Origin of the sequence: Paraburkholderia sp. CNPSo 3281, assembly GCF_024206515.1 — a bacterium.
In the GTDB taxonomy this organism is placed as follows: Bacteria; Pseudomonadota; Gammaproteobacteria; order Burkholderiales; family Burkholderiaceae; genus Paraburkholderia; species Paraburkholderia nodosa.
Genome location: NZ_JAMBPS010000089.1, coordinates 1 through 19228 on the forward strand (window position 1 = coordinate 1; position 19228 = coordinate 19228).

15 protein-coding genes and 1 tRNA gene are annotated in these 19228 nt (G+C 61.0%); all 16 read right to left on the reverse strand.

The features are described from left to right. Positions 1-270: GTP-binding protein (locus M3I56_RS38285; protein ID WP_254320704.1), on the reverse strand; the 270-nt coding region annotated here is incomplete at its 3' end. A gap of 95 nt (positions 271-365) precedes the next feature. After that, positions 366-2468 carry an elongation factor G gene (fusA, locus tag M3I56_RS38290; RefSeq protein ID WP_254320705.1) on the reverse strand — a complete coding sequence of 701 codons (2103 nt, stop codon included), beginning with the start codon at positions 2466-2468 and terminating at the stop codon, positions 366-368. A 148-nt stretch (positions 2469-2616) separates the two neighbouring features. Further along, positions 2617-3087, reverse strand: coding sequence for a 30S ribosomal protein S7 (gene rpsG, locus M3I56_RS38295; RefSeq protein WP_006053291.1), 471 nt, complete (start codon positions 3085-3087; stop codon positions 2617-2619). A 188-nt stretch (positions 3088-3275) separates the two neighbouring features. After that, positions 3276-3656, reverse strand: coding sequence for a 30S ribosomal protein S12 (rpsL, locus tag M3I56_RS38300; protein WP_028208930.1), 381 nt, complete (start codon positions 3654-3656; stop codon positions 3276-3278). Between the two features lie 279 nt (positions 3657-3935). Then, a complete protein-coding gene (gene recQ / locus M3I56_RS38305) occupies positions 3936-5783 on the reverse strand; it encodes a DNA helicase RecQ (RefSeq protein WP_254358370.1) in 1848 nt (615 codons plus the stop codon). A gap of 161 nt (positions 5784-5944) precedes the next feature. Beyond that, entirely contained in the window at positions 5945-6331 is a 387-nt protein-coding gene (locus M3I56_RS38310) for a hypothetical protein (protein ID WP_028208932.1), read from the reverse strand. 191 nt (positions 6332-6522) lie between these two features. After that, positions 6523-10773: a DNA-directed RNA polymerase subunit beta' gene (gene rpoC, locus M3I56_RS38315; protein ID WP_028208933.1), complete on the reverse strand. Its 4251-nt coding sequence runs from the start codon at positions 10771-10773 to the stop codon at positions 6523-6525. A 21-nt stretch (positions 10774-10794) separates the two neighbouring features. Further along, positions 10795-14901, reverse strand: coding sequence for a DNA-directed RNA polymerase subunit beta (gene rpoB / locus M3I56_RS38320; protein ID WP_028208934.1), 4107 nt, complete (start codon positions 14899-14901; stop codon positions 10795-10797). A 375-nt stretch (positions 14902-15276) separates the two neighbouring features. Beyond that, positions 15277-15651, reverse strand: a complete 375-nt coding sequence (rplL, locus tag M3I56_RS38325; protein ID WP_028208935.1) for a 50S ribosomal protein L7/L12 — start codon at positions 15649-15651, stop codon at positions 15277-15279. Between the two features lie 78 nt (positions 15652-15729). Next, positions 15730-16227, reverse strand: coding sequence for a 50S ribosomal protein L10 (gene rplJ, locus M3I56_RS38330; RefSeq protein WP_028208936.1), 498 nt, complete (start codon positions 16225-16227; stop codon positions 15730-15732). A gap of 310 nt (positions 16228-16537) precedes the next feature. Beyond that, positions 16538-17233 carry a 50S ribosomal protein L1 gene (rplA, locus tag M3I56_RS38335; protein WP_028208937.1) on the reverse strand — a complete coding sequence of 232 codons (696 nt, stop codon included), beginning with the start codon at positions 17231-17233 and terminating at the stop codon, positions 16538-16540. Continuing rightward, positions 17234-17665, reverse strand: coding sequence for a 50S ribosomal protein L11 (gene rplK, locus M3I56_RS38340; RefSeq protein ID WP_028208938.1), 432 nt, complete (start codon positions 17663-17665; stop codon positions 17234-17236). A 191-nt stretch (positions 17666-17856) separates the two neighbouring features. Then, entirely contained in the window at positions 17857-18414 is a 558-nt protein-coding gene (nusG, locus tag M3I56_RS38345; RefSeq protein WP_028208939.1) for a transcription termination/antitermination protein NusG, read from the reverse strand. A 1-nt stretch (position 18415) separates the two neighbouring features. After that, positions 18416-18796 (reverse strand): preprotein translocase subunit SecE, encoded by a 381-nt coding sequence (gene secE / locus M3I56_RS38350; protein ID WP_028208940.1) that lies wholly within the window; start codon positions 18794-18796, stop codon positions 18416-18418. 37 nt (positions 18797-18833) lie between these two features. Next, positions 18834-18909: transfer RNA gene (locus M3I56_RS38355), tRNA-Trp, on the reverse strand. Between the two features lie 70 nt (positions 18910-18979). Further along, positions 18980-19228: elongation factor Tu (locus M3I56_RS38360; protein ID WP_082664594.1), on the reverse strand; the 249-nt coding region annotated here is incomplete at its 5' end.

Sequence of the window (19228 nt, forward strand, 5' to 3'; positions counted from 1 at the left end):
CTTCACGTAGTCAGCGTGGCCCGGGCAGTCGACGTGTGCGTAGTGGCGGTTAGCCGTTTCGTACTCGACGTGCGCGGTGTTGATGGTAATACCACGTGCCTTTTCTTCCGGCGCTGCGTCGATCTGGTCGTACGCCTTCGCCTCGCCGCCGAACTTCGCGGTCAGAACCGTCGTGATCGCTGCCGTCAGCGTGGTCTTGCCGTGGTCAACGTGACCGATCGTGCCCACGTTCACGTGCGGCTTGGTCCGTTCGAATTTACCTTTTGCCATGTTTCTCTTCTTTCAAAAAAGTGGTGAATCGGTGACTGTGCTACGCGGACCCAGCCCATGCCGGGTCCGCTGCGTGCTCAAATGAGCGCCGATGCTTACTTCGCCTTCGCGCTGATGATCGCGTCGGCCACGTTACGCGGTGCTTCTGCGTAGTGCTTGAATTCCATCGTGTACGTTGCACGACCTTGCGTCAGCGAGCGCAGCGACGTCGAGTAGCCGAACATTTCCGACAGCGGCACTTCGGCGCGAACGATCTTGCCGCCGCCAACCATGTCTTCCATGCCCTGGACGATACCGCGACGGCCCGACAGGTCGCCCATCACGTTGCCCATGTAGTCTTCCGGCGTTTCGACTTCCACAGCCATCATCGGTTCGAGGATGACCGGCTGCGCCTTGCGCATGGCTTCCTTGAACGCCATCGAACCGGCCATGCGGAACGCATTTTCGTTCGAGTCGACGTCGTGGTACGAACCGAACGTCAGGTGAACCTTGACGTCGACGACCGGGAAGCCCGCCAGCACGCCTGCCTTCAGCGTGTCCTGGATACCCTTGTCGACCGCGGGGATGTATTCGCGCGGAATCACACCACCCTTGATCTCGTCCAGGAACTCGTAGCCCTTGCCCTGCTCGTTCGGCTCGAGCGTGATGACCGCGTGACCGTACTGGCCGCGACCGCCCGACTGCTTGACGAACTTGCCGTCCACGTCCTTCGCCGTCGCGCGGATCGTTTCGCGGTAGGCAACCTGCGGCTTGCCGACGGTCGCTTCCACGCCGAATTCGCGCTTCATGCGGTCGACCAGAATTTCGAGGTGGAGCTCGCCCATGCCCGAAATGATGGTCTGGCCCGATTCCTCGTCCGTCTGGACGCGGAACGACGGGTCTTCCTGCGCCAGGCGGTTCAGGGCGATGCCCATCTTTTCCTGGTCAGGCTTGGTCTTCGGCTCGACGGCCTGCGAAATCACCGGCTCCGGGAACACCATGCGTTCCAGGATGATCGGGTTTTGCGGGTCGCACAGCGTGTCACCCGTGGTCGCTTCCTTCAGGCCAACGGCTGCGGCGATGTCGCCTGCACGAACTTCCTTGATTTCTTCGCGGTTGTTCGCGTGCATCTGCAGAATACGGCCAAGGCGCTCCTTCTTGCCCTTGGTCGAGTTCAGCACCGTGTCGCCCGAGTTGACGATGCCCGAGTAGGCGCGGAAGAAGATCAGCTGACCAACGAACGGGTCGGTCATGATCTTGAACGCGAGAGCCGAGAACTTCTCGTCGTCGGCTGCACGGCGCTCTGCCGTTTCGCCGTTTTCGAGTTCGCCCTTGACCGGGGGAATATCCACCGGCGACGGCAGGAAGTCGATCACGGCGTCGAGCATGCGCTGCACGCCCTTGTTCTTGAACGCGGTGCCGCACAGCATCGGCTGGATTTCGCACGCGATCGTACGGTCGCGCAGCGCCTTGACGACTTCGGCTTCCGAAAGCTCGTCGCCGCCGAGGTACTTTTCCATCAGCTCTTCGCTGGCTTCAGCTGCCGACTCGATCATCTTTTCGCGCCACTCGTTGCACGTGTCAACGAGTTCTGCGGGGATGTCGACGTAGTCGAACTTCGTGCCTTGCGAGGCCTCATCCCAAATGATCGCCTTCATCTTGATCAGGTCGACCACGCCAGTGAACGTGTCTTCAGCGCCGATCGGCACCACGACCGGAACCGGGTTCGCTTTCAGACGCGTCTTCAGCTGGTCGTAGACCTTGAAGAAGTTCGCGCCGGTACGGTCCATCTTGTTGACGAACGCGAGACGGGGAACCTTGTACTTGTTCGCCTGACGCCACACCGTTTCCGACTGCGGCTGCACGCCGCCCACTGCGCAGTAGACCATGCACGCACCGTCGAGCACGCGCATCGAGCGCTCGACTTCAATCGTGAAGTCGACGTGGCCCGGGGTGTCGATGATGTTGATGCGGTGCTCGGGGTAGTTGCCGCCCATGCCCTTCCAGAACGCGGTCGTAGCAGCGGACGTGATCGTGATGCCACGCTCCTGTTCCTGCTCCATCCAGTCCATGGTCGCGGCGCCGTCGTGAACTTCACCAATCTTGTGGTTCACGCCGGTGTAAAACAGAATGCGCTCGGTCGTCGTCGTCTTGCCGGCGTCGATGTGAGCGCTAATACCGATGTTACGGTAGCGCTCGATAGGAGTCTTGCGAGCCACTTTGATCCTCTATCGGGAGGTGCGCGCCGGATCGATCCCGACCGGGTTGATCCCAACGCGCCTGAACACAAACGGGCGAGGCGCTCGATAAGCGCACCCGCCCGGAATTTTTTCCGTTTTTTGAGCAAACCCCGGTAGGGGTTTTCTCTTAGAAGCGGAAGTGCGAGAACGCCTTGTTCGCTTCTGCCATCCGGTGAACTTCGTCGCGCTTCTTCATCGCGCCGCCACGGCCTTCGGCCGCTTCGGAGAGTTCACCTGCCAGACGCAGGGCCATCGACTTCTCGCTGCGCTTCTTCGCGGCTTCACGCAGCCAACGCATCGCCAATGCCATACGACGCGAGGGGCGCACTTCGACCGGAACCTGATAGTTCGCACCACCAACGCGGCGGCTCTTCACTTCCACCACCGGCTTCACGTTGTTGAGCGCGACAGTGAACACTTCCAGCGGGTCCTTGCCACCCTTGGTCTGGATCTGTTCGAAAGCGCCGTACACGATACGCTCGGCAACCGACTTCTTGCCGGAGAGCATCAGCACGTTCATGAACTTGGCTACATCAACATTGCCGAACTTCGGATCCGGCAACACTTCCCGCTTGGGGACTTCGCGACGACGCGGCATGTTTCTTCCTTTAACTTTTCAGTTGAAGCGCAGGTTGAATCCGTTGCGCTCCGCGGCCACCAACTAACCCGATTCATCCATTACGACTTACCAGCCTGGTCGGGTGACCACTTACTCGACAGCACCGGCCAATCCGGCACCTGTCGCTTTTATCGCCGGCACCCGAAAGCGCAGACGACGCTTGACTCTTACTTCGCAGCCTTCGCGCGCTTTGCGCCGTACTTCGAACGAGCCTGCTTACGATCCTTGACGCCCTGGGTATCCAGCGAGCCACGAACCATGTGGTAACGCACACCCGGCAAGTCCTTCACACGGCCGCCGCGGATCAGCACGACCGAGTGTTCCTGCAGGTTGTGGCCTTCACCACCGATGTACGAAATGACTTCGAAGCCGTTCGTCAGGCGCACCTTGGCGACCTTACGGAGTGCCGAGTTCGGCTTCTTCGGCGTCGTCGTGTACACACGGGTGCACACGCCGCGACGCTGCGGGCAGTCCTGCAGGGCCGGCGACTTGCTTTTCGCAGTTTCCGAAGCGCGGCCTTTGCGAACCAGTTGATTGATGGTTGGCATTGTTTATTCCTGAAATTGAACAAAATCGACGCATTTATTTCCGGGCAAAGCGGAAAACCATGCATCTAAACTCCTACGAGAACTCCGGAATTGGCTACTTGACGTTAGTTTTCGTCAAATCAATTGACGAGCACGGACATCCCAAAGACCGGAACCCAGCATGATATTCCGAAAAGGCCAAGCGAGTCAATGGCTTGCAACATTTCGGACGACGGAAGAAGTAACAGCGCTGTGACATCCGGCGGCGTCCGGCGGCGTCCGGAAGGGAAACGCCGCACCCTATTCGTCGCCGACGACCTCGACGAGCTCCTCGCCAAAGCGCTCGAGCTTGCGCGCCCCGATGCCCGGGATGTCACGCAGCTTGTCCACCGATTCCGGGCCGTTGCGCGCGATTTCCGCCAGCGTGGCGTCGTGGAAGATGACGTAGGCCGGCACGCCCTCGCTCTTCGCGGTTTCGGTGCGCCACAGGCGCAGGCGCTCCCAGCGCGAGCGCTGGCGCGGGCTCATGCCAAGGGTCGGATCGGCGCGCTCACTCGTGCGGCTCGACGACGTGCGCGTACGCGTGGGCTTCACGTAACGGCGCATCGTGACATTCTGCTCGCCCTTGAGCACCGGCTTGCTCGCCTCGGTGAGCACGAGCGAGCCGTAGCCGTCGTGGTCGACAGTGAGATAACCGAACGCCACCAATTGCCGGAAAATCGCGCGCCATTCCGGTTCCGAAAGCGCGGAGCCGATGCCGAAGGTGGAGATTTTCTCGTGCCCGCGCTGCAGGATCTTCTCGTTGCGATTGCCGCGCAGGATGTCGATCAGGTGGCCGGCGCCGAAATTGAACCCGCTCGCGCGCTGCGCGCGGAACACGCACGAGAGCGCCATTTGCGCCTCGCGCGTGGCGTCCCACGTGGCGGGCGGCTCGAGGCAGGTATCGCAGTTGCCGCACGGCTTGCTCTCTTCGCCGAAGTACGCGAGCAGGCGCACGCGCCGGCATGTGGCCGCTTCGCACAGGCCGAGCAGTGCGTCGAGCTTGCCCGTCTGCACACGCTTGTGCTGCTCGTCGGCTTCGGACTCGTCGATCATCTTGCGCTGCTGCACCACGTCGCCGAGACCGTAGGCCATCCACGCGTTGGCCGCCAGCCCGTCGCGCCCCGCGCGGCCGGTTTCCTGGTAGTAGCCTTCCACGCTCTTGGGCAAATCCAGATGCGCGACGAAACGCACGTCCGGCTTGTCGATGCCCATGCCGAATGCGATGGTGGCGCACATGACCACACCCTCCTCGCGCTGGAACATTTCCTGGTGCTTCTGGCGCACCTCGAATTCCATGCCGGCGTGGTACGGCAGCGCGCGCAACCCCTGCCCTTTCAACCACTCGGCCGTTTCCTCGACCTTGCGGCGCGAGAGGCAATACACGACGCCGGCATCCGTGGTGCCGTCGGCGCGCGTATGCTCCGCGCGGATGAAGTCGAGCAACTGCGAACGCGCGTTGTCCTTTTCGACAATGCGGTAGCGGATGTTCGGGCGGTCGAAGCTCGAGACGAACACACGGGCGTCGTCGAGCGCGAGACGATGCGCGATCTCGTCGCGCGTGATGGCGTCGGCCGTTGCCGTGAGCGCGATGCGCGGCACGTTCGGAAAGCGCTCGTGCAGCACCGAGAGCTGGATATATTCGGGCCGGAAGTCGTGGCCCCATTGCGAGACGCAGTGCGCTTCGTCGATCGCAAAGAGGCCGATGCGCGTGCGCTCGAGCAAGTCGAGAAAACGCGCCGTCATGAGGCGCTCGGGTGCGACGTAAAGCAGGTCGAGATCGCCTTCGCGCAGCGCCCGCTCGGTAGCCGCCGCTTCGGCGCCGCTCAGCGTCGAATTCAGATAGGCGGCGCGTACGCCCACTTCGGTGAGCGCGGCCACCTGGTCCTGCATGAGCGCGATGAGCGGCGACACGACGATGCCGGCACCGAGCCCGGCTTCGTGCCGCACGAGCGCGGGAATCTGGTAGCAGAGCGATTTGCCGCCGCCGGTCGGCATGAGCACCAGCGAATCGCCGCCCCCTGCGACGTGCTCGACGATTTCGGCTTGCTGCCCTCTAAACACCGGATAGCCGAAGACTTCGTTGAGGATTTCGAGGGAACGGGACATGAAGGCGGTGAGCGTGCGGAGCAAAGGCGGTGGGCAGGATTTTACCAACCCGGACGCGCCTTAACCGCCGCTACCTTGAAGATTGGCCATTCGGCCAGGAGAAACCGCGGAAGTCGCGCACGCAGATCGCGAACGCGAACAACCAGGGTGAAGCGGGTTCGTCAGGCAACGAGCCGCCGGCGCGCAATCCGAAACGCACCGACGATCGTCACGACTGCCACGACCGCGGCGGCGATCGCGAATACGCTCGCCCCGAAGAGCACGACGTTGGCGCCGACGAACATCAGCGAGCCGACCGTAAGCAGCGCGGCACCGCCCTTGACCCGGCCCGCCAGCAGCATGATGAAACCGATGATCAGGAATGCCCACATCACGAGGAAGGTCGCAAAGAAGTTCGCTGCGGACTGATTGCTGACGTGATGCAGTAGCTGCGAAAAGCTGGCGACACACGCCACCAGATTCAGGATGAGACCGACCCCGACCACCCACATGATTACCGCCTCCAGATTCAGATAAATGCCGCCGGTATCGTACGAAAAGACCCACACAGGCGGACTTGGCGCGCTACGTTAGCACGCCTCACCGATGTGCGCAGCGAGCGGGCCGGCACTGCGGCACGAGGCCGCAGGCTCAAGCGGAAAACGCGAGCGCCAAATAAAAAAGCCGCCCGGTGAAAACCAGGCGGCTTTTGCGAGGGCATGTGAGCCCGAGGCGAAAGGCGGCTTGCGCCGCCGCTCGCTTACTCGTCCGTCGTATGCGGCTGTTGCGGTTGCTCGGCGGCCGGGGTTTCCGGCGTACCGAACTCGAACGCTTCTTCCGCTGCGATCTGGTCGAAACGCTCGCGATCCGACGATTCCTTCGCACGGCGTGCCTTGTGGAAGGCGAGACCCGTACCAGCCGGAATCAGACGACCGACGATCACGTTTTCCTTCAGGCCACGCAGATCGTCGCGCTTGCCCATGATCGCCGCTTCGGTCAGCACGCGGGTCGTTTCCTGGAACGATGCCGCCGAGATGAACGAATCGGTCGAGAGCGATGCCTTCGTAATACCGAGCAGCACGTTCTCGTACGTTGCCGGGCGCTTGTCCTCGGCGTTCATCTTGTCGTTTTCGTCCAGCATGTCCGAACGCTCGACCTGCTCGCCCGGGATGAAGCGCGTATCACCGTTGTCGGTGATCTGCACACGACGCAGCATCTGACGCACGATCACTTCGATGTGCTTGTCGTTGATCTTCACGCCCTGCAGACGGTACACGTCCTGCACTTCGTCCACGATGTAACGCGACAGCGCTTCGATACCCTGCAGACGCAGGATGTCGTGCGGATCGGCCGGGCCGTCCACGATCATTTCGCCCTTGTTGACGACCTGACCGTCGTGGACCAGCACCTGCTTTTCCTTCGCGATCAGGAACTCGTGCTGATTGCCTTCGAGGTCCGTGATAACGAGACGCTGCTTGCCCTTCGTGTCCTTACCGAACGACGTCGTACCCGTGACTTCCGCCAGGATACCTGCGTCCTTCGGCGAACGTGCTTCGAACAGTTCCGCCACACGCGGCAGACCACCGGTAATGTCACGCGTCTTCTGGGCTTCGGTCGGGATACGTGCGAGCACTTCACCGACCTGCACCTGCTGACCGTCCTTCACGGTGATCAGTGCGCCGACCTGGAAGCCGATCTGCACCGAATGCTCCGTGCCCGGGATCTTCACTTCGTCGCCGTTCGCGTCGAGCAGCTTGACCTGCGGACGCACGCTCTTTGCGGCTTGCGAACCGCGACGCTTCACGTCGATCACGACGAGGGTCGACAGACCCGTGACGTCGTCGATCTGCTTGGCCACGGTCACGCCTTCTTCGACGTTCTCGAACTTCACCGTACCGCCGTACTCGGTGATGATCGGACGCGTGAGCGGATCCCACGTTGCGAGCTGCGTGCCGGCCTTGATCGCTGCGCCATCGAGCTGCAGCAGCGTCGCGCCGTACGGCACCTTGTGACGCTCGCGCTCGCGGCCGTGATCGTCGGCGATGATGGCTTCGCCCGAACGCGAGATGACGACTTGCTCGCCCTTCGCATTCGTGACGTAACGCATCGTCGCCGTGAAGCGCACGGTACCGTTCGACTTGGCTTCCACCGACGAGGCCACTGCCGCACGCGATGCCGCACCACCGATGTGGAACGTACGCATCGTGAGCTGCGTGCCCGGTTCGCCGATCGACTGTGCAGCGATCACACCGACGGCTTCGCCGACGTTCACGCGCGAGCCGCGGCCGAGGTCGCGGCCATAGCACGAGGCGCACAGGCCGTAGCGCGTTTCGCAGGTGAGCGGCGTGCGCACGCGCACTTCGTCGATGCCGAGGCTTTCGATCGTTTCCACCGCGTCTTCGTCGAGCAGGTCGCCCGAAGCGTAGATCGTTTCCTGGGTTTCCGGATTGACGACGTCTGCCACTGCCACACGGCCGAGAATACGGTCGCGCAGCGCTTCGACGACTTCACCGCCTTCCACGAGGGCCTTCATCGCCACGCCATTCGACGTGCCGCAATCTTCCTCGACGACCACGAGATCCTGCGTCACGTCGACGAGACGACGCGTCAGGTAACCCGAGTTCGCGGTCTTCAGTGCCGTATCAGCCAGACCCTTACGTGCACCGTGGGTCGAGATGAAGTACTGCAACACGTTCAGACCTTCGCGGAAGTTCGCGGTAATCGGCGTTTCGATAATCGAGCCGTCCGGCTTCGCCATCAGGCCGCGCATACCCGCCAGCTGGCGAATCTGCGTGGCGGAACCCCGCGCGCCCGAGTCGGCCATCATGTAGATCGAGTTGAACGATTCCTGACGCGTTTCCTTGCCGTCGCGGTCGATCACCGGTTCCGTCGCGAGCTGCTCCATCATCGCCTTGCCGACCGCTTCCGACGTATTCGACCAGATGTCGACCACGTTGTTGTAGCGTTCCTGCGCGGTGACGAGACCCGACATGTACTGACGGTCGTACTCCTTCACCTTCTTCGCGGCTTCGCCGACGATGGTTTCCTTCTGCGGCGGCACGAGCATGTCGTCCACGCAGATCGAAATACCGGCGCGCGTTGCGAGGCGGAAGCCCGACTGCATCAGCTGGTCAGCGAAGATCACCGTTTCGCGCAGACCGCACTTGCGGAACGCGGTGTTGATCAGACGCGAGATTTCCTTCTTCTTCAGCGGCTTGTTCAGCACCGAGAACGGCAGACCCGGCGGCAGAATTTCCGACAGGATCGAACGGCCAACGGTCGTTGCGTACAGCGAGATCTTCGGCACGAACGCCGGTGCGCCTTCCGACTTGTCCTCGTTGTGGACCATTTCGGTAATACGCACGTTGACGCGCGAAGCCAGCTCGACTTCCTTGTTCTCGTACGCGCGGAGCACTTCCGACACGCCCGTGAACGTCATGCCTTCGCCCTTGCCGTTGATCGCTTCACGCGTGGCGTAGTACAGGCCCAGCACGATATCCTGCGACGGCACGATCGACGGATCGCCGTTGGCCGGGAACAGGACGTTGTTCGACGCGAGCATGAGCGTACGCGCTTCCATCTGCGCTTCGAGCGACAGCGGAACGTGAACAGCCATCTGGTCACCGTCGAAGTCGGCGTTGAACGCCGCGCAAACGAGCGGGTGCAGCTGGATTGCCTTACCTTCGATCAGCACCGGCTCGAAAGCCTGAATGCCAAGACGGTGCAGCGTAGGCGCACGGTTGAGCATGACCGGGTGTTCGCGGATCACCTCTTCGAGGATGTCCCACACCACCGGCGTCTGGTTCTCGACTTCCTTCTTCGCAGCCTTGATGGTCGTGGCAACGCCCATCGTTTCCAGCTTGTTGAAGATGAACGGCTTGAACAGTTCGAGCGCCATCAGCTTCGGCAGACCGCACTGGTGCAGCTTGAGCGTCGGACCCACCACGATGACCGAACGGCCCGAGTAGTCCACGCGCTTGCCCAGCAGGTTCTGACGGAAACGACCGCCCTTACCCTTGATCATGTCGGCGAGCGACTTCAGCGGACGCTTGTTCGCGCCCGTCATCGCCTTGCCGCGACGACCGTTGTCGAGCAGCGAGTCAACCGCCTCCTGGAGCATCCGCTTTTCGTTGCGGACGATGATCTCCGGCGCCTTCAGCTCGAGCAGACGCTTCAGACGGTTGTTACGGTTGATCACGCGGCGATACAGGTCGTTCAGGTCCGAAGTCGCGAAACGGCCACCGTCCAGCGGCACCAGCGGACGCAGTTCGGGCGGCAGCACCGGCAGCACTTCGAGCACCATCCATTCGGGCTTGATGCCCGAACGCTGGAAGGCCTCGAGCACCTTCAGGCGCTTCGCGTACTTCTTGATCTTCGCTTCCGAGCCGGTGTTCTTCAGCTCGGTGCGCAGCGTTTCGACCTGTTCGTCGATGTTGATCGCGCGCAGCAGCTCGCGCACGCCTTCCGCGCCCATTTCGGCACGGAATTCGTCGCCGTATTCCTCGACCTTGTTGTAGTAATCCTCTTCGGTCATGATCTGCCGCGCCTTCAGCGGCGTCATGCCCGGTTCGATCACCACGTATGCCTCGAAGTACAGCACGCGCTCGATGTCGCGCAGCGTCATGTCGAGCACCATGCCCAGACGCGACGGCAGCGACTTCAGGAACCAGATGTGAGCGACCGGCGAGGCCAGCTCGATGTGGCCCATGCGTTCGCGACGCACCTTGGCGAGCGTGACTTCAACGCCGCACTTCTCGCAGATCACGCCACGGTGCTTCAGGCGCTTGTACTTGCCGCACAGGCACTCGTAGTCCTTGATCGGCCCGAAGATCTTCGCGCAGAACAGACCATCCCGTTCCGGCTTGAAGGTACGGTAGTTGATAGTCTCCGGCTTCTTCACTTCGCCGAACGACCACGAGCGGATCTTGTCCGGCGAGGCCAGACCGATCTTGATCGCGTCAAAAACTTCTTCTTGTTGGACTTGCTTGAATAGATCGAGCAGAGCTTTCATTGCCTTCTCTCCGTAGTCCGATTAGTTGCGGTCGAGGTCGATGTCGATGCCGAGCGAGCGGATTTCCTTCACCAGCACATTGAAGGATTCCGGCATGCCCGCGTCGATCACGTGGTCGCCCTTGACGAGGTTCTCGTACACCTTCGTCCGGCCCGTCACGTCATCGGACTTCACCGTCAACATTTCCTGCAGCACGTACGAAGCGCCATACGCTTCGAGCGCCCACACTTCCATTTCACCGAAGCGCTGGCCACCGAACTGCGCCTTACCACCCAGCGGCTGCTGCGTGACGAGCGAGTACGGACCCGTCGAACGCGCGTGCATCTTGTCGTCGACAAGGTGGTGCAGCTTCAGGTAGTGCATGTAGCCCACGGTGACCGTACGCTCGAACATCTCGCCCGTGCGGCCGTCGTACAGACGCACCTGGTTCTTCGACGGCGTCATGCCGAGGTTATGAGCGACGTCGTCCGGGAACGCCAGATCGAGCATCTTGCCCATTTCCTCTTCGGTTGCACCGTCGAACACCGGCGTTGCGAACGGCACGCCTTCGCGCAGGTTCCTCGCGAGTTCGAAGATTTCGTCGTCGCTGAAGCTGTCGAGGTCTTCCTTGTGGCCCGATTCGTTGTAGATCTTCGTGAGGAATCCACGCAGTTCTGCAACCTTCGTCTGACGCTGCAGCATTTCGCCGATACGCCAGCCCAGACCCTTCGCGGCCCAACCGAGGTGCACTTCGAGAACCTGACCCACGTTCATCCGTGACGGCACGCCGAGCGGGTTCAGCACGACGTCGGCCGGACGGCCGTCGGCCATGTACGGCATGTCTTCGATCGGAACGATCTTCGACACCACGCCCTTGTTACCGTGACGGCCTGCCATCTTGTCGCCAGGCTGCAGACGGCGCTTCACCGCGAGGTACACCTTTACCATCTTCAGCACGCCCGGCGGCAGTTCGTCGCCTTGCGTGAGCTTCTTGCGCTTCTCTTCGAAGGCCAGATCGAACTGGTGACGCTTCTCTTCGATCGAGTTCTTGATCGCTTCGAGCTGCGCCGCTGCTTCTTCGTCCGCAAGGCGGATGTCGAACCAGTGGTAGTGATCCAGATCTTCGAGGTACGCGCGCTCGATCTTCGTGCCCTTCGCGAGCTTCTTCGGACCGCCGTTCGCGACCTTGCCTTCGAGCATGCGTGCGAGACGCTGGAACGCGTCGCCTTCCACGATACGCAGCTGGTCGTTCAGGTCGAGGCGATAGCGCTTCAGTTCATCGTCGATGATCTGCTGTGCGCGCTTGTCGCGCTGGATGCCTTCACGCGTGAACACCTGCACGTCGATGACCGTGCCGCTCATGCCCGAGGGCACGCGCAGCGACGTATCCTTCACGTCCGAAGCCTTCTCGCCGAAGATCGCGCGCAGCAGCTTTTCTTCCGGCGTGAGCTGGGTTTCGCCCTTCGGCGTGACCTTGCCCACGAGCACGTCGCCCGCTTCGACTTCCGCGCCGATGTACACGATGCCCGACTCGTCGAGACGGCCAAGCTGCACTTCCGCGAGGTTCGAAATGTCGCGCGTGATTTCTTCCGGTCCGAGCTTCGTGTCGCGTGCAACGACGTTCAGTTCTTCGATGTGGATCGACGTGTAACGGTCGTCCGCAACCACCTTCTCCGAGATCAGGATCGAGTCTTCGAAGTTGTAGCCGTTCCACGGCATGAACGCGATCAGCATGTTCTGGCCGAGCGCGAGCTCGCCCAGATCGGTCGATGCGCCGTCAGCCAGCACGTCGCCGCGCGCAACCTTGTCGCCCATCTTCACGATCGGACGCTGGTTGATGTTCGTGTTCTGGTTCGAACGCGTGTACTTGATGAGGTTGTAGATGTCCACGCCGACTTCACCGGCAACAGCTTCATCATCGTTCACGCGAATCACGATACGGCCTGCGTCGACGTAGTCGACCACACCGCCACGCAGCGCCTGAACCGTCGTACCCGAGTCGACCGCAACGGTGCGCTCGATACCCGTACCGACGACCGGCTTTTCCGGACGCAGGCAAGGCACGGCCTGACGCTGCATGTTCGAGCCCATCAGTGCACGGTTCGCGTCATCGTGCTCGAGGAACGGAATCAGCGAGGCTGCAACCGAGACGATCTGCGACGGCGCCACGTCCATGTACTGGATGCGGTCCGGCGTGACCATCAGCGTTTCGCCCGCTTCACGCGACGAAACGAGTTCGTCGGTCAGCGTGCCGTCTTCAGCCACCGCCGCGTTCGCCTGAGCGATCACGTAACGGCCTTCTTCGATCGCCGACAGGTAGTCGATCTGGTCGGTCACCTTGCTGTCCACGACCTTGCGGTACGGCGTTTCGAGGAAGCCGTATTCGTTCAGGTGCGCATACAGCGCCAGCGAGTTGATCAGACCGATGTTCGGACCTTCCGGCGTCTCGATCGGGCACACACGGCCATAGTGGGTCGGGTGCACGTCGCGGACTTCAAAGCCAGCGCGCTCGCGCGTCAGACCGCCCGGGCCAAGTGCCGACACGCGGCGCTTGTGGGTGATTTCCGACAGCGGGTTGGTCTGGTCCATGAACTGCGACAGCTGCGACGAACCGAAGAACTCGCGAATCGCCGACGAAATCGGCTTCGAGTTGATCAGGTCGTGCGGCATCAGGTTTTCGCTTTCGGCCTGACCGAGGCGCTCCTTCACGGCACGTTCGACGCGCACGAGACCCGCGCGGAACTGGTTTTCCGCGAGTTCGCCCACGCAACGCACGCGACGGTTGCCGAGGTGGTCGATGTCGTCCACTTCGCCCTTGCCGTTGCGCAGCTCGACGAGGATCTTGATGGTCGCGAGGATGTCGTCGTCCTGCAGCGTCATCGGCCCGACGATTTCGTCACGGCCCACGCGGCGGTTGAACTTCATACGACCCACCTTCGAGAGGTCGTACGCTTCTTCGCTGTAGAACAGGCGGTTGAACAGCGCCTCGACCGCTTCTTCGGTCGGCGGCTCGCCCGGACGCATCATGCGGTAGATCGCGATGCGCGCGGCCATACGGTCGGCGGTTTCGTCGATACGCAGCGTCGACGAGATGTACGGACCCTGGTCCAGATCGTTCGTGTAGAGCGTCTGGATGTCCTTGATCTTCGCTTCGCGCAGCTTCTCGAGCACGCTTTCGGTGATCTCGTCGTTCGCGTTCGCGATCACTTCGCCCGTGTCGCCGTCGACGACGTTCTTCGCGAGCACGCGGCCGAGCAGATAATCTTCGGGGACCGAAATGTACGTCGTCTTCGCGGTTTCGAGGTCGCGAATGTGCTTCGCGTTGATCCGCTTGTCCTTCTGGACAATGACCTTGCCTTCGCGATCGCTGATGTCGAAACGCGCGACTTCACCGCGCAGACGCTCCGGCACGAACTCCATCTGCGCGCCTTCCGGCATCAGCGTGAAATTGTCGAACACGAAGAAGTTCGCGAGGATCTGTTCCGGCGTGAGGCCGATTGCCTTCAGCAGGATCGTGACCGGCATCTTGCGGCGACGGTCGACGCGGAAGTACAGCACGTCCTTCGGGTCGAACTCGAAGTCGAGCCACGAACCGCGGTAAGGAATGATACGGGCCGAGAAGAGCAGCTTGCCCGAGCTGTGCGTCTTGCCCTTGTCGTGTTCGAAGAACACGCCAGGCGAGCGGTGCAGCTGCGAGACGATGACACGCTCGGTGCCGTTGATGACGAACGAACCAGTCGGCGTCATGAGCGGAATTTCGCCCATGTACACTTCCTGCTCCTTCACTTCCTTGACGACCGGCTTGCTCGGCGATTCCTTGTCGAGCAGGACGAGACGGACCTTGGCGCGCAACGCCGAGCAGTACGTCAAGCCGCGTTGCTGGCATTCCTTGATGTTGAATGCCGGCGACGACAGCATGTAGCTGACGAACTCTAGACGAGCAAAGCCGTTATGGGAAACAATAGGAAAAACGGACGAAAACGCTGCCTGCAGACCTTCCGGTTTGCGTTGCGCGGTCGCCGTTTCTGCTTGCAGGAATGTACTGAATGATTCAAGCTGGGTAGCCAGCAGGAAAGGAACCTGGTGAACGATGGGGCGTTTCGCGAAACTCTTGCGAATACGCTTCTTCTCGGTGAAGGAATAGTGCATACGATCTCCGAATCACGGCGGGTAGGACGACCCGAGTGTTCACCGACTGAGACCCGATGGCTTCGCGAGCCCTGGAAGCTTGGTGGTTGGCCTCTACCAACCGCTGGCTGACGGCAACGGATTTCGGCTTGTCATAACGTGCCCGCTGCCCGACCAAACTTGCCTTCTGCAGTCGCTTCAGAAGACAAAGAGAAGCGTCGTGTGCTCTGATGGTGCCCTTGAGGCCCTCACCCGGCGAAAGACGTTTTTCTTTGGCTTCTGGGTCCCGCATCCCGCCTCCGACTTCAAAAAATCGAACACAAAAAGGCAGAACCCACAAAGCACAAAAAGGCCGGCGGTGTAAAAACCGCCAGCCTTCGCACAGCGCGCTGAAACTTACTTGATTTCAGCCTTCGCGCCGGCGTCTTCCAGCTTCTTCTTCGCTTCTTCAGCAGCAGCCTTGGGCACCGCTTCCTTCACGGGCTTCGGTGCGCCGTCAACCAGGTCCTTCGCTTCCTTCAGGCCGAGACCCGTCAGTTCGCGAACGGCCTTAATGACCGAAACCTTGTTTGCGCCTGCTTCGAGCAGGTTGACCGTGAATTCGGTCTGCTCTTCAGCAGCAGCAGCAGCGCCGCCGCCTGCCGGGCCAGCGACTGCCACAGCAGCTGCCGACACGCCAAACTTCTCTTCGAAAGCCTTGACCAGTTCGTTCAGTTCAAGGACCGACATCGAGCCAACGGCTTCGAGGATGTCTTCTTTTGCGATTGCCATTTGAAATTACTCCAGATTTGAATTCGGAAACAGCTAGCGATCTTTCTCGCTTGCCTGTGTTCGTTCGCTTGCCTGAAATCAGGCAGCTTCTGCTTGCTTCTTTTCCGCCAGCGCGGCCAGAGCGCGCGCCATACCGGAAACAGGAGCTTGCATAACGAACAGCAGCTTCGAGAGCAGTTCTTCGCGGCTCGGGATGCTGGCCAGCGCTTGCACGCCTGCCTTGTCCATCACCTTGCCTTCGTAGGAACCAGCCTTGATGACCAACTTGTCATTGCCCTTCGCGAAGTCATTGACGACCTTCGCAGCAGCAATTGCATCTTCCGAGATGCCGTAGATCAGGGGGCCAGTCATCTGCTCTGCCAGCGGAGCAAACGGGGTACCTTCGACAGCGCGACGCGCCAGCGTGTTCTTCAACACGCGGAGGTACACCTGCTGCTCACGCGCTTTCGCGCGCAGCTTGGTCAGATCGCCAACCGCGATTCCACGATACTCGGCCAGCACCATGGTCTGAGCCGTCGCGACTTGCGCGGAGACTTCAGCCACGACGGCCTGCTTACCTTCTTTGTTCAGTGGCACGGTTAACCTCCAGATTCGACACACTTTGCTTTCGCTACGTGTGCCGCGTTCAACAACGGCGACCGACCAGTCCGGAGTAAATCAGCTTGCATCGTCAGGCGTTGCCGCCCGCATCCGCTCACATCAGCACTTCAAAACCTTTTCGGGTTCGCCATCTGCGTTGGCTTTGCATTAAGGAAGCACCCAACTGCTGCACTTCCGCCAACGGTCTTTGACAACCGGTTGCACCGCGCTTGCTGCCGCTGCACAACCGCCCAAAGCCCTTTAAATCCGCGCTGCCGCCCTCTCAGGCCTCAGCGCGGCGAAACTATTACGCTGCGAGCGACGTCTGGTCGACGCGAACGCCAACGCCCATCGTGCTCGAGACAGCGATCTTGCGCAGGTACACGCCCTTGCTCGTTGCCGGCTTCGCCTTGGTCAGCGCTTCGAGGAGCGCGTCCAGGTTGCTGCGCAGCGCGGTCGGCTCGAACGATGCACGGCCGATGGTCGCGTGGATGATACCGGCCTTGTCGACACGGAATTGCACCTGACCAGCCTTCGCGTTCTTGACCGCGGTCGCCACGTCCGGCGTCACGGTGCCGACCTTCGGGTTCGGCATGAGGCCGCGCGGGCCGAGGATCTGACCGAGCGTACCGACGACGCGCATCGTGTCCGGCGAAGCGATCACGATGTCGAAGTTCAGGTTGCCGCCCTTGATCTGCTCGGCGAGGTCTTCCATACCGACGATCTCTGCGCCTGCTGCCTTGGCTTGTTCAGCCTTTTCACCTTGCGCGAACACTGCAACGCGGACCGACTTGCCGGTACCAGCGGGCAGAACGACCGAGCCGCGAACGACCTGGTCCGACTTCTTCGCATCGATGCCGAGTTGCACTGCAACGTCGATCGACTCGTCGAACTTCGCCGTGGCGCATTCCTTCACGAGCGACAGTGCGTCGCCGATCGGGTACTGCTTTTGGCGGTCGATCTTGGCAGCCAGTGCCTTTTGACGCTTCGAAACCTTAGCCATTTACACACCCTCCACGATGATGCCCATCGAGCGGGCGCTACCAGCGATCGTGCGAACCGCTGCATCCATATCGGCTGCCGTGAGGTCCGGCATCTTGGTCTTGGCGATTTCCTCGGCTTGCGCGCGGGTGATCGTAGCGACCTTGTCGGTGTGCGGCTTGGCCGAACCCTTGTCGACCTTCGCTGCCTTCTTGATCAGAATCGTGGCCGGCGGCGTCTTCAGGATGAACGTGAAGCTCTTGTCCGCGAAAGCCGTGATCACGACCGGCGTCGGCAGACCCGGCTCCATCGCTTGAGTCTGCGCGTTGAACGCTTTGCAGAACTCCATGATGTTCAGGCCGCGCTGACCCAGTGCCGGGCCGACCGGCGGCGACGGATTGGCTTTACCTGCAGGAATCTGCAGCTTGATAAAGCCGATGATTTTCTTTGCCATGTTGAAAACCTCTTTGGAACGCGTGAGCGTTCTGGTGAGTGGTAGCGCGCGCTCGCCACAATCTTCGCTGTGCCAACTGCTTTGGCGACATCGACAGCGGACTGGACTACTGGCGCTCCTCTACGGCCATAACGCGGACCGTAAGCGCGGAAAAACGGATCGCACCGGAGGCGCGACCCGTAGTATTCGATTTACAGCTTTTCGACCTGGCCGAATTCGAGTTCGACCGGTGTGGCGCGACCGAAAATGGTGACGGAGACCCGGACGCGCGACTTTTCGTAGTTGACTTCTTCGACGCTGCCGTTGAAGTCCGTGAACGGACCTTCCTTCACACGGACCATCTCGCCGACTTCGAACAGGGTCTTGGGGCGCGGCTTCTCAACGCCTTCCTGCATCTGCGACATGATCTTTTCGACTTCGCGCGGCGAAATCGGGCTCGGGCGATTACGGGCCCCGCCGACGAAACCAGTCACCTTTGCCGTGTTCTTCACGAGGTGCCACGTTTCGTCCGTCATTTCCATCTCTACCAGGACATAGCCCGGGAAGAAACGACGTTCGGTCACCGATTTGTGACCACCCTTCACCTCGACCACTTCTTCAGTCGGAACGAGGATCTGGCCAAACTTGTCCTGCATGCCAGCACGTTCGATGCGCTCCTGAAGCGCACGTTGCACGCTCTTCTCCATGCCGGAGTAGGCGTGCACCACATACCAACGTTTTCCGCTCGGGGATGCCGGTGTATCGCTCATATCATTTCCAACCCAGAATCGCCGAGAAAATCACCCACTCGATGGATTTGTCGCAAACCCACAGAATGATGGCCATTGCCAGCACAAAACCGAAGACCACCAGCGTCGTTTGCGTCGCCTCTTTGCGAGTCGGCCAGACGACTTTGCGAACTTCCTTGTACGAGTCTTTGGCAAACGCGATGAAGCTCTTGCCGGGCGCCGAGAGAAGACCGACTACCACCCCCGCGATCACGCCCACTGCGAGCGCTGCACCGCGGACATACCACTCCTGGCTACCGAGCCAGTAGAACCCTACGAACCCGGCCACAACCAACAATACGCCCGCCGCAAGCATCAGCTTGTCGCTGGAAGTATTAACAGTTTCGACGGAAGGATTCGCCATAACACCTTAAAGAACAACGCGCCGAGGCGCGAGAAGTTGGCAGGGGCAGAGGGAATCGAACCCCCAACCTTCGGTTTTGGAGACCGACGCTCTGCCAGTTGAGCTATACCCCTAAACCATTTTGGGGTTGGCGGCATCGCCAACCCCGAAACCACTTAGTCGATCAACGAGACTGGCAAAAACTTACTCGATGATCTTCGCAACCACGCCGGCGCCGACGGTACGGCCACCTTCGCGGATTGCAAAGCGCAGACCTTCTTCCATCGCGATCGGAGCGATCAGCTTCACCGTGATCGACACGTTGTCGCCCGGCATGACCATTTCCTTGTCCTTCGGCAGCTCGATCGAGCCCGTCACGTCCGTCGTACGGAAGTAGAACTGCGGACGGTAGTTGTTGAAGAACGGCGTGTGACGGCCGCCTTCGTCCTTGCT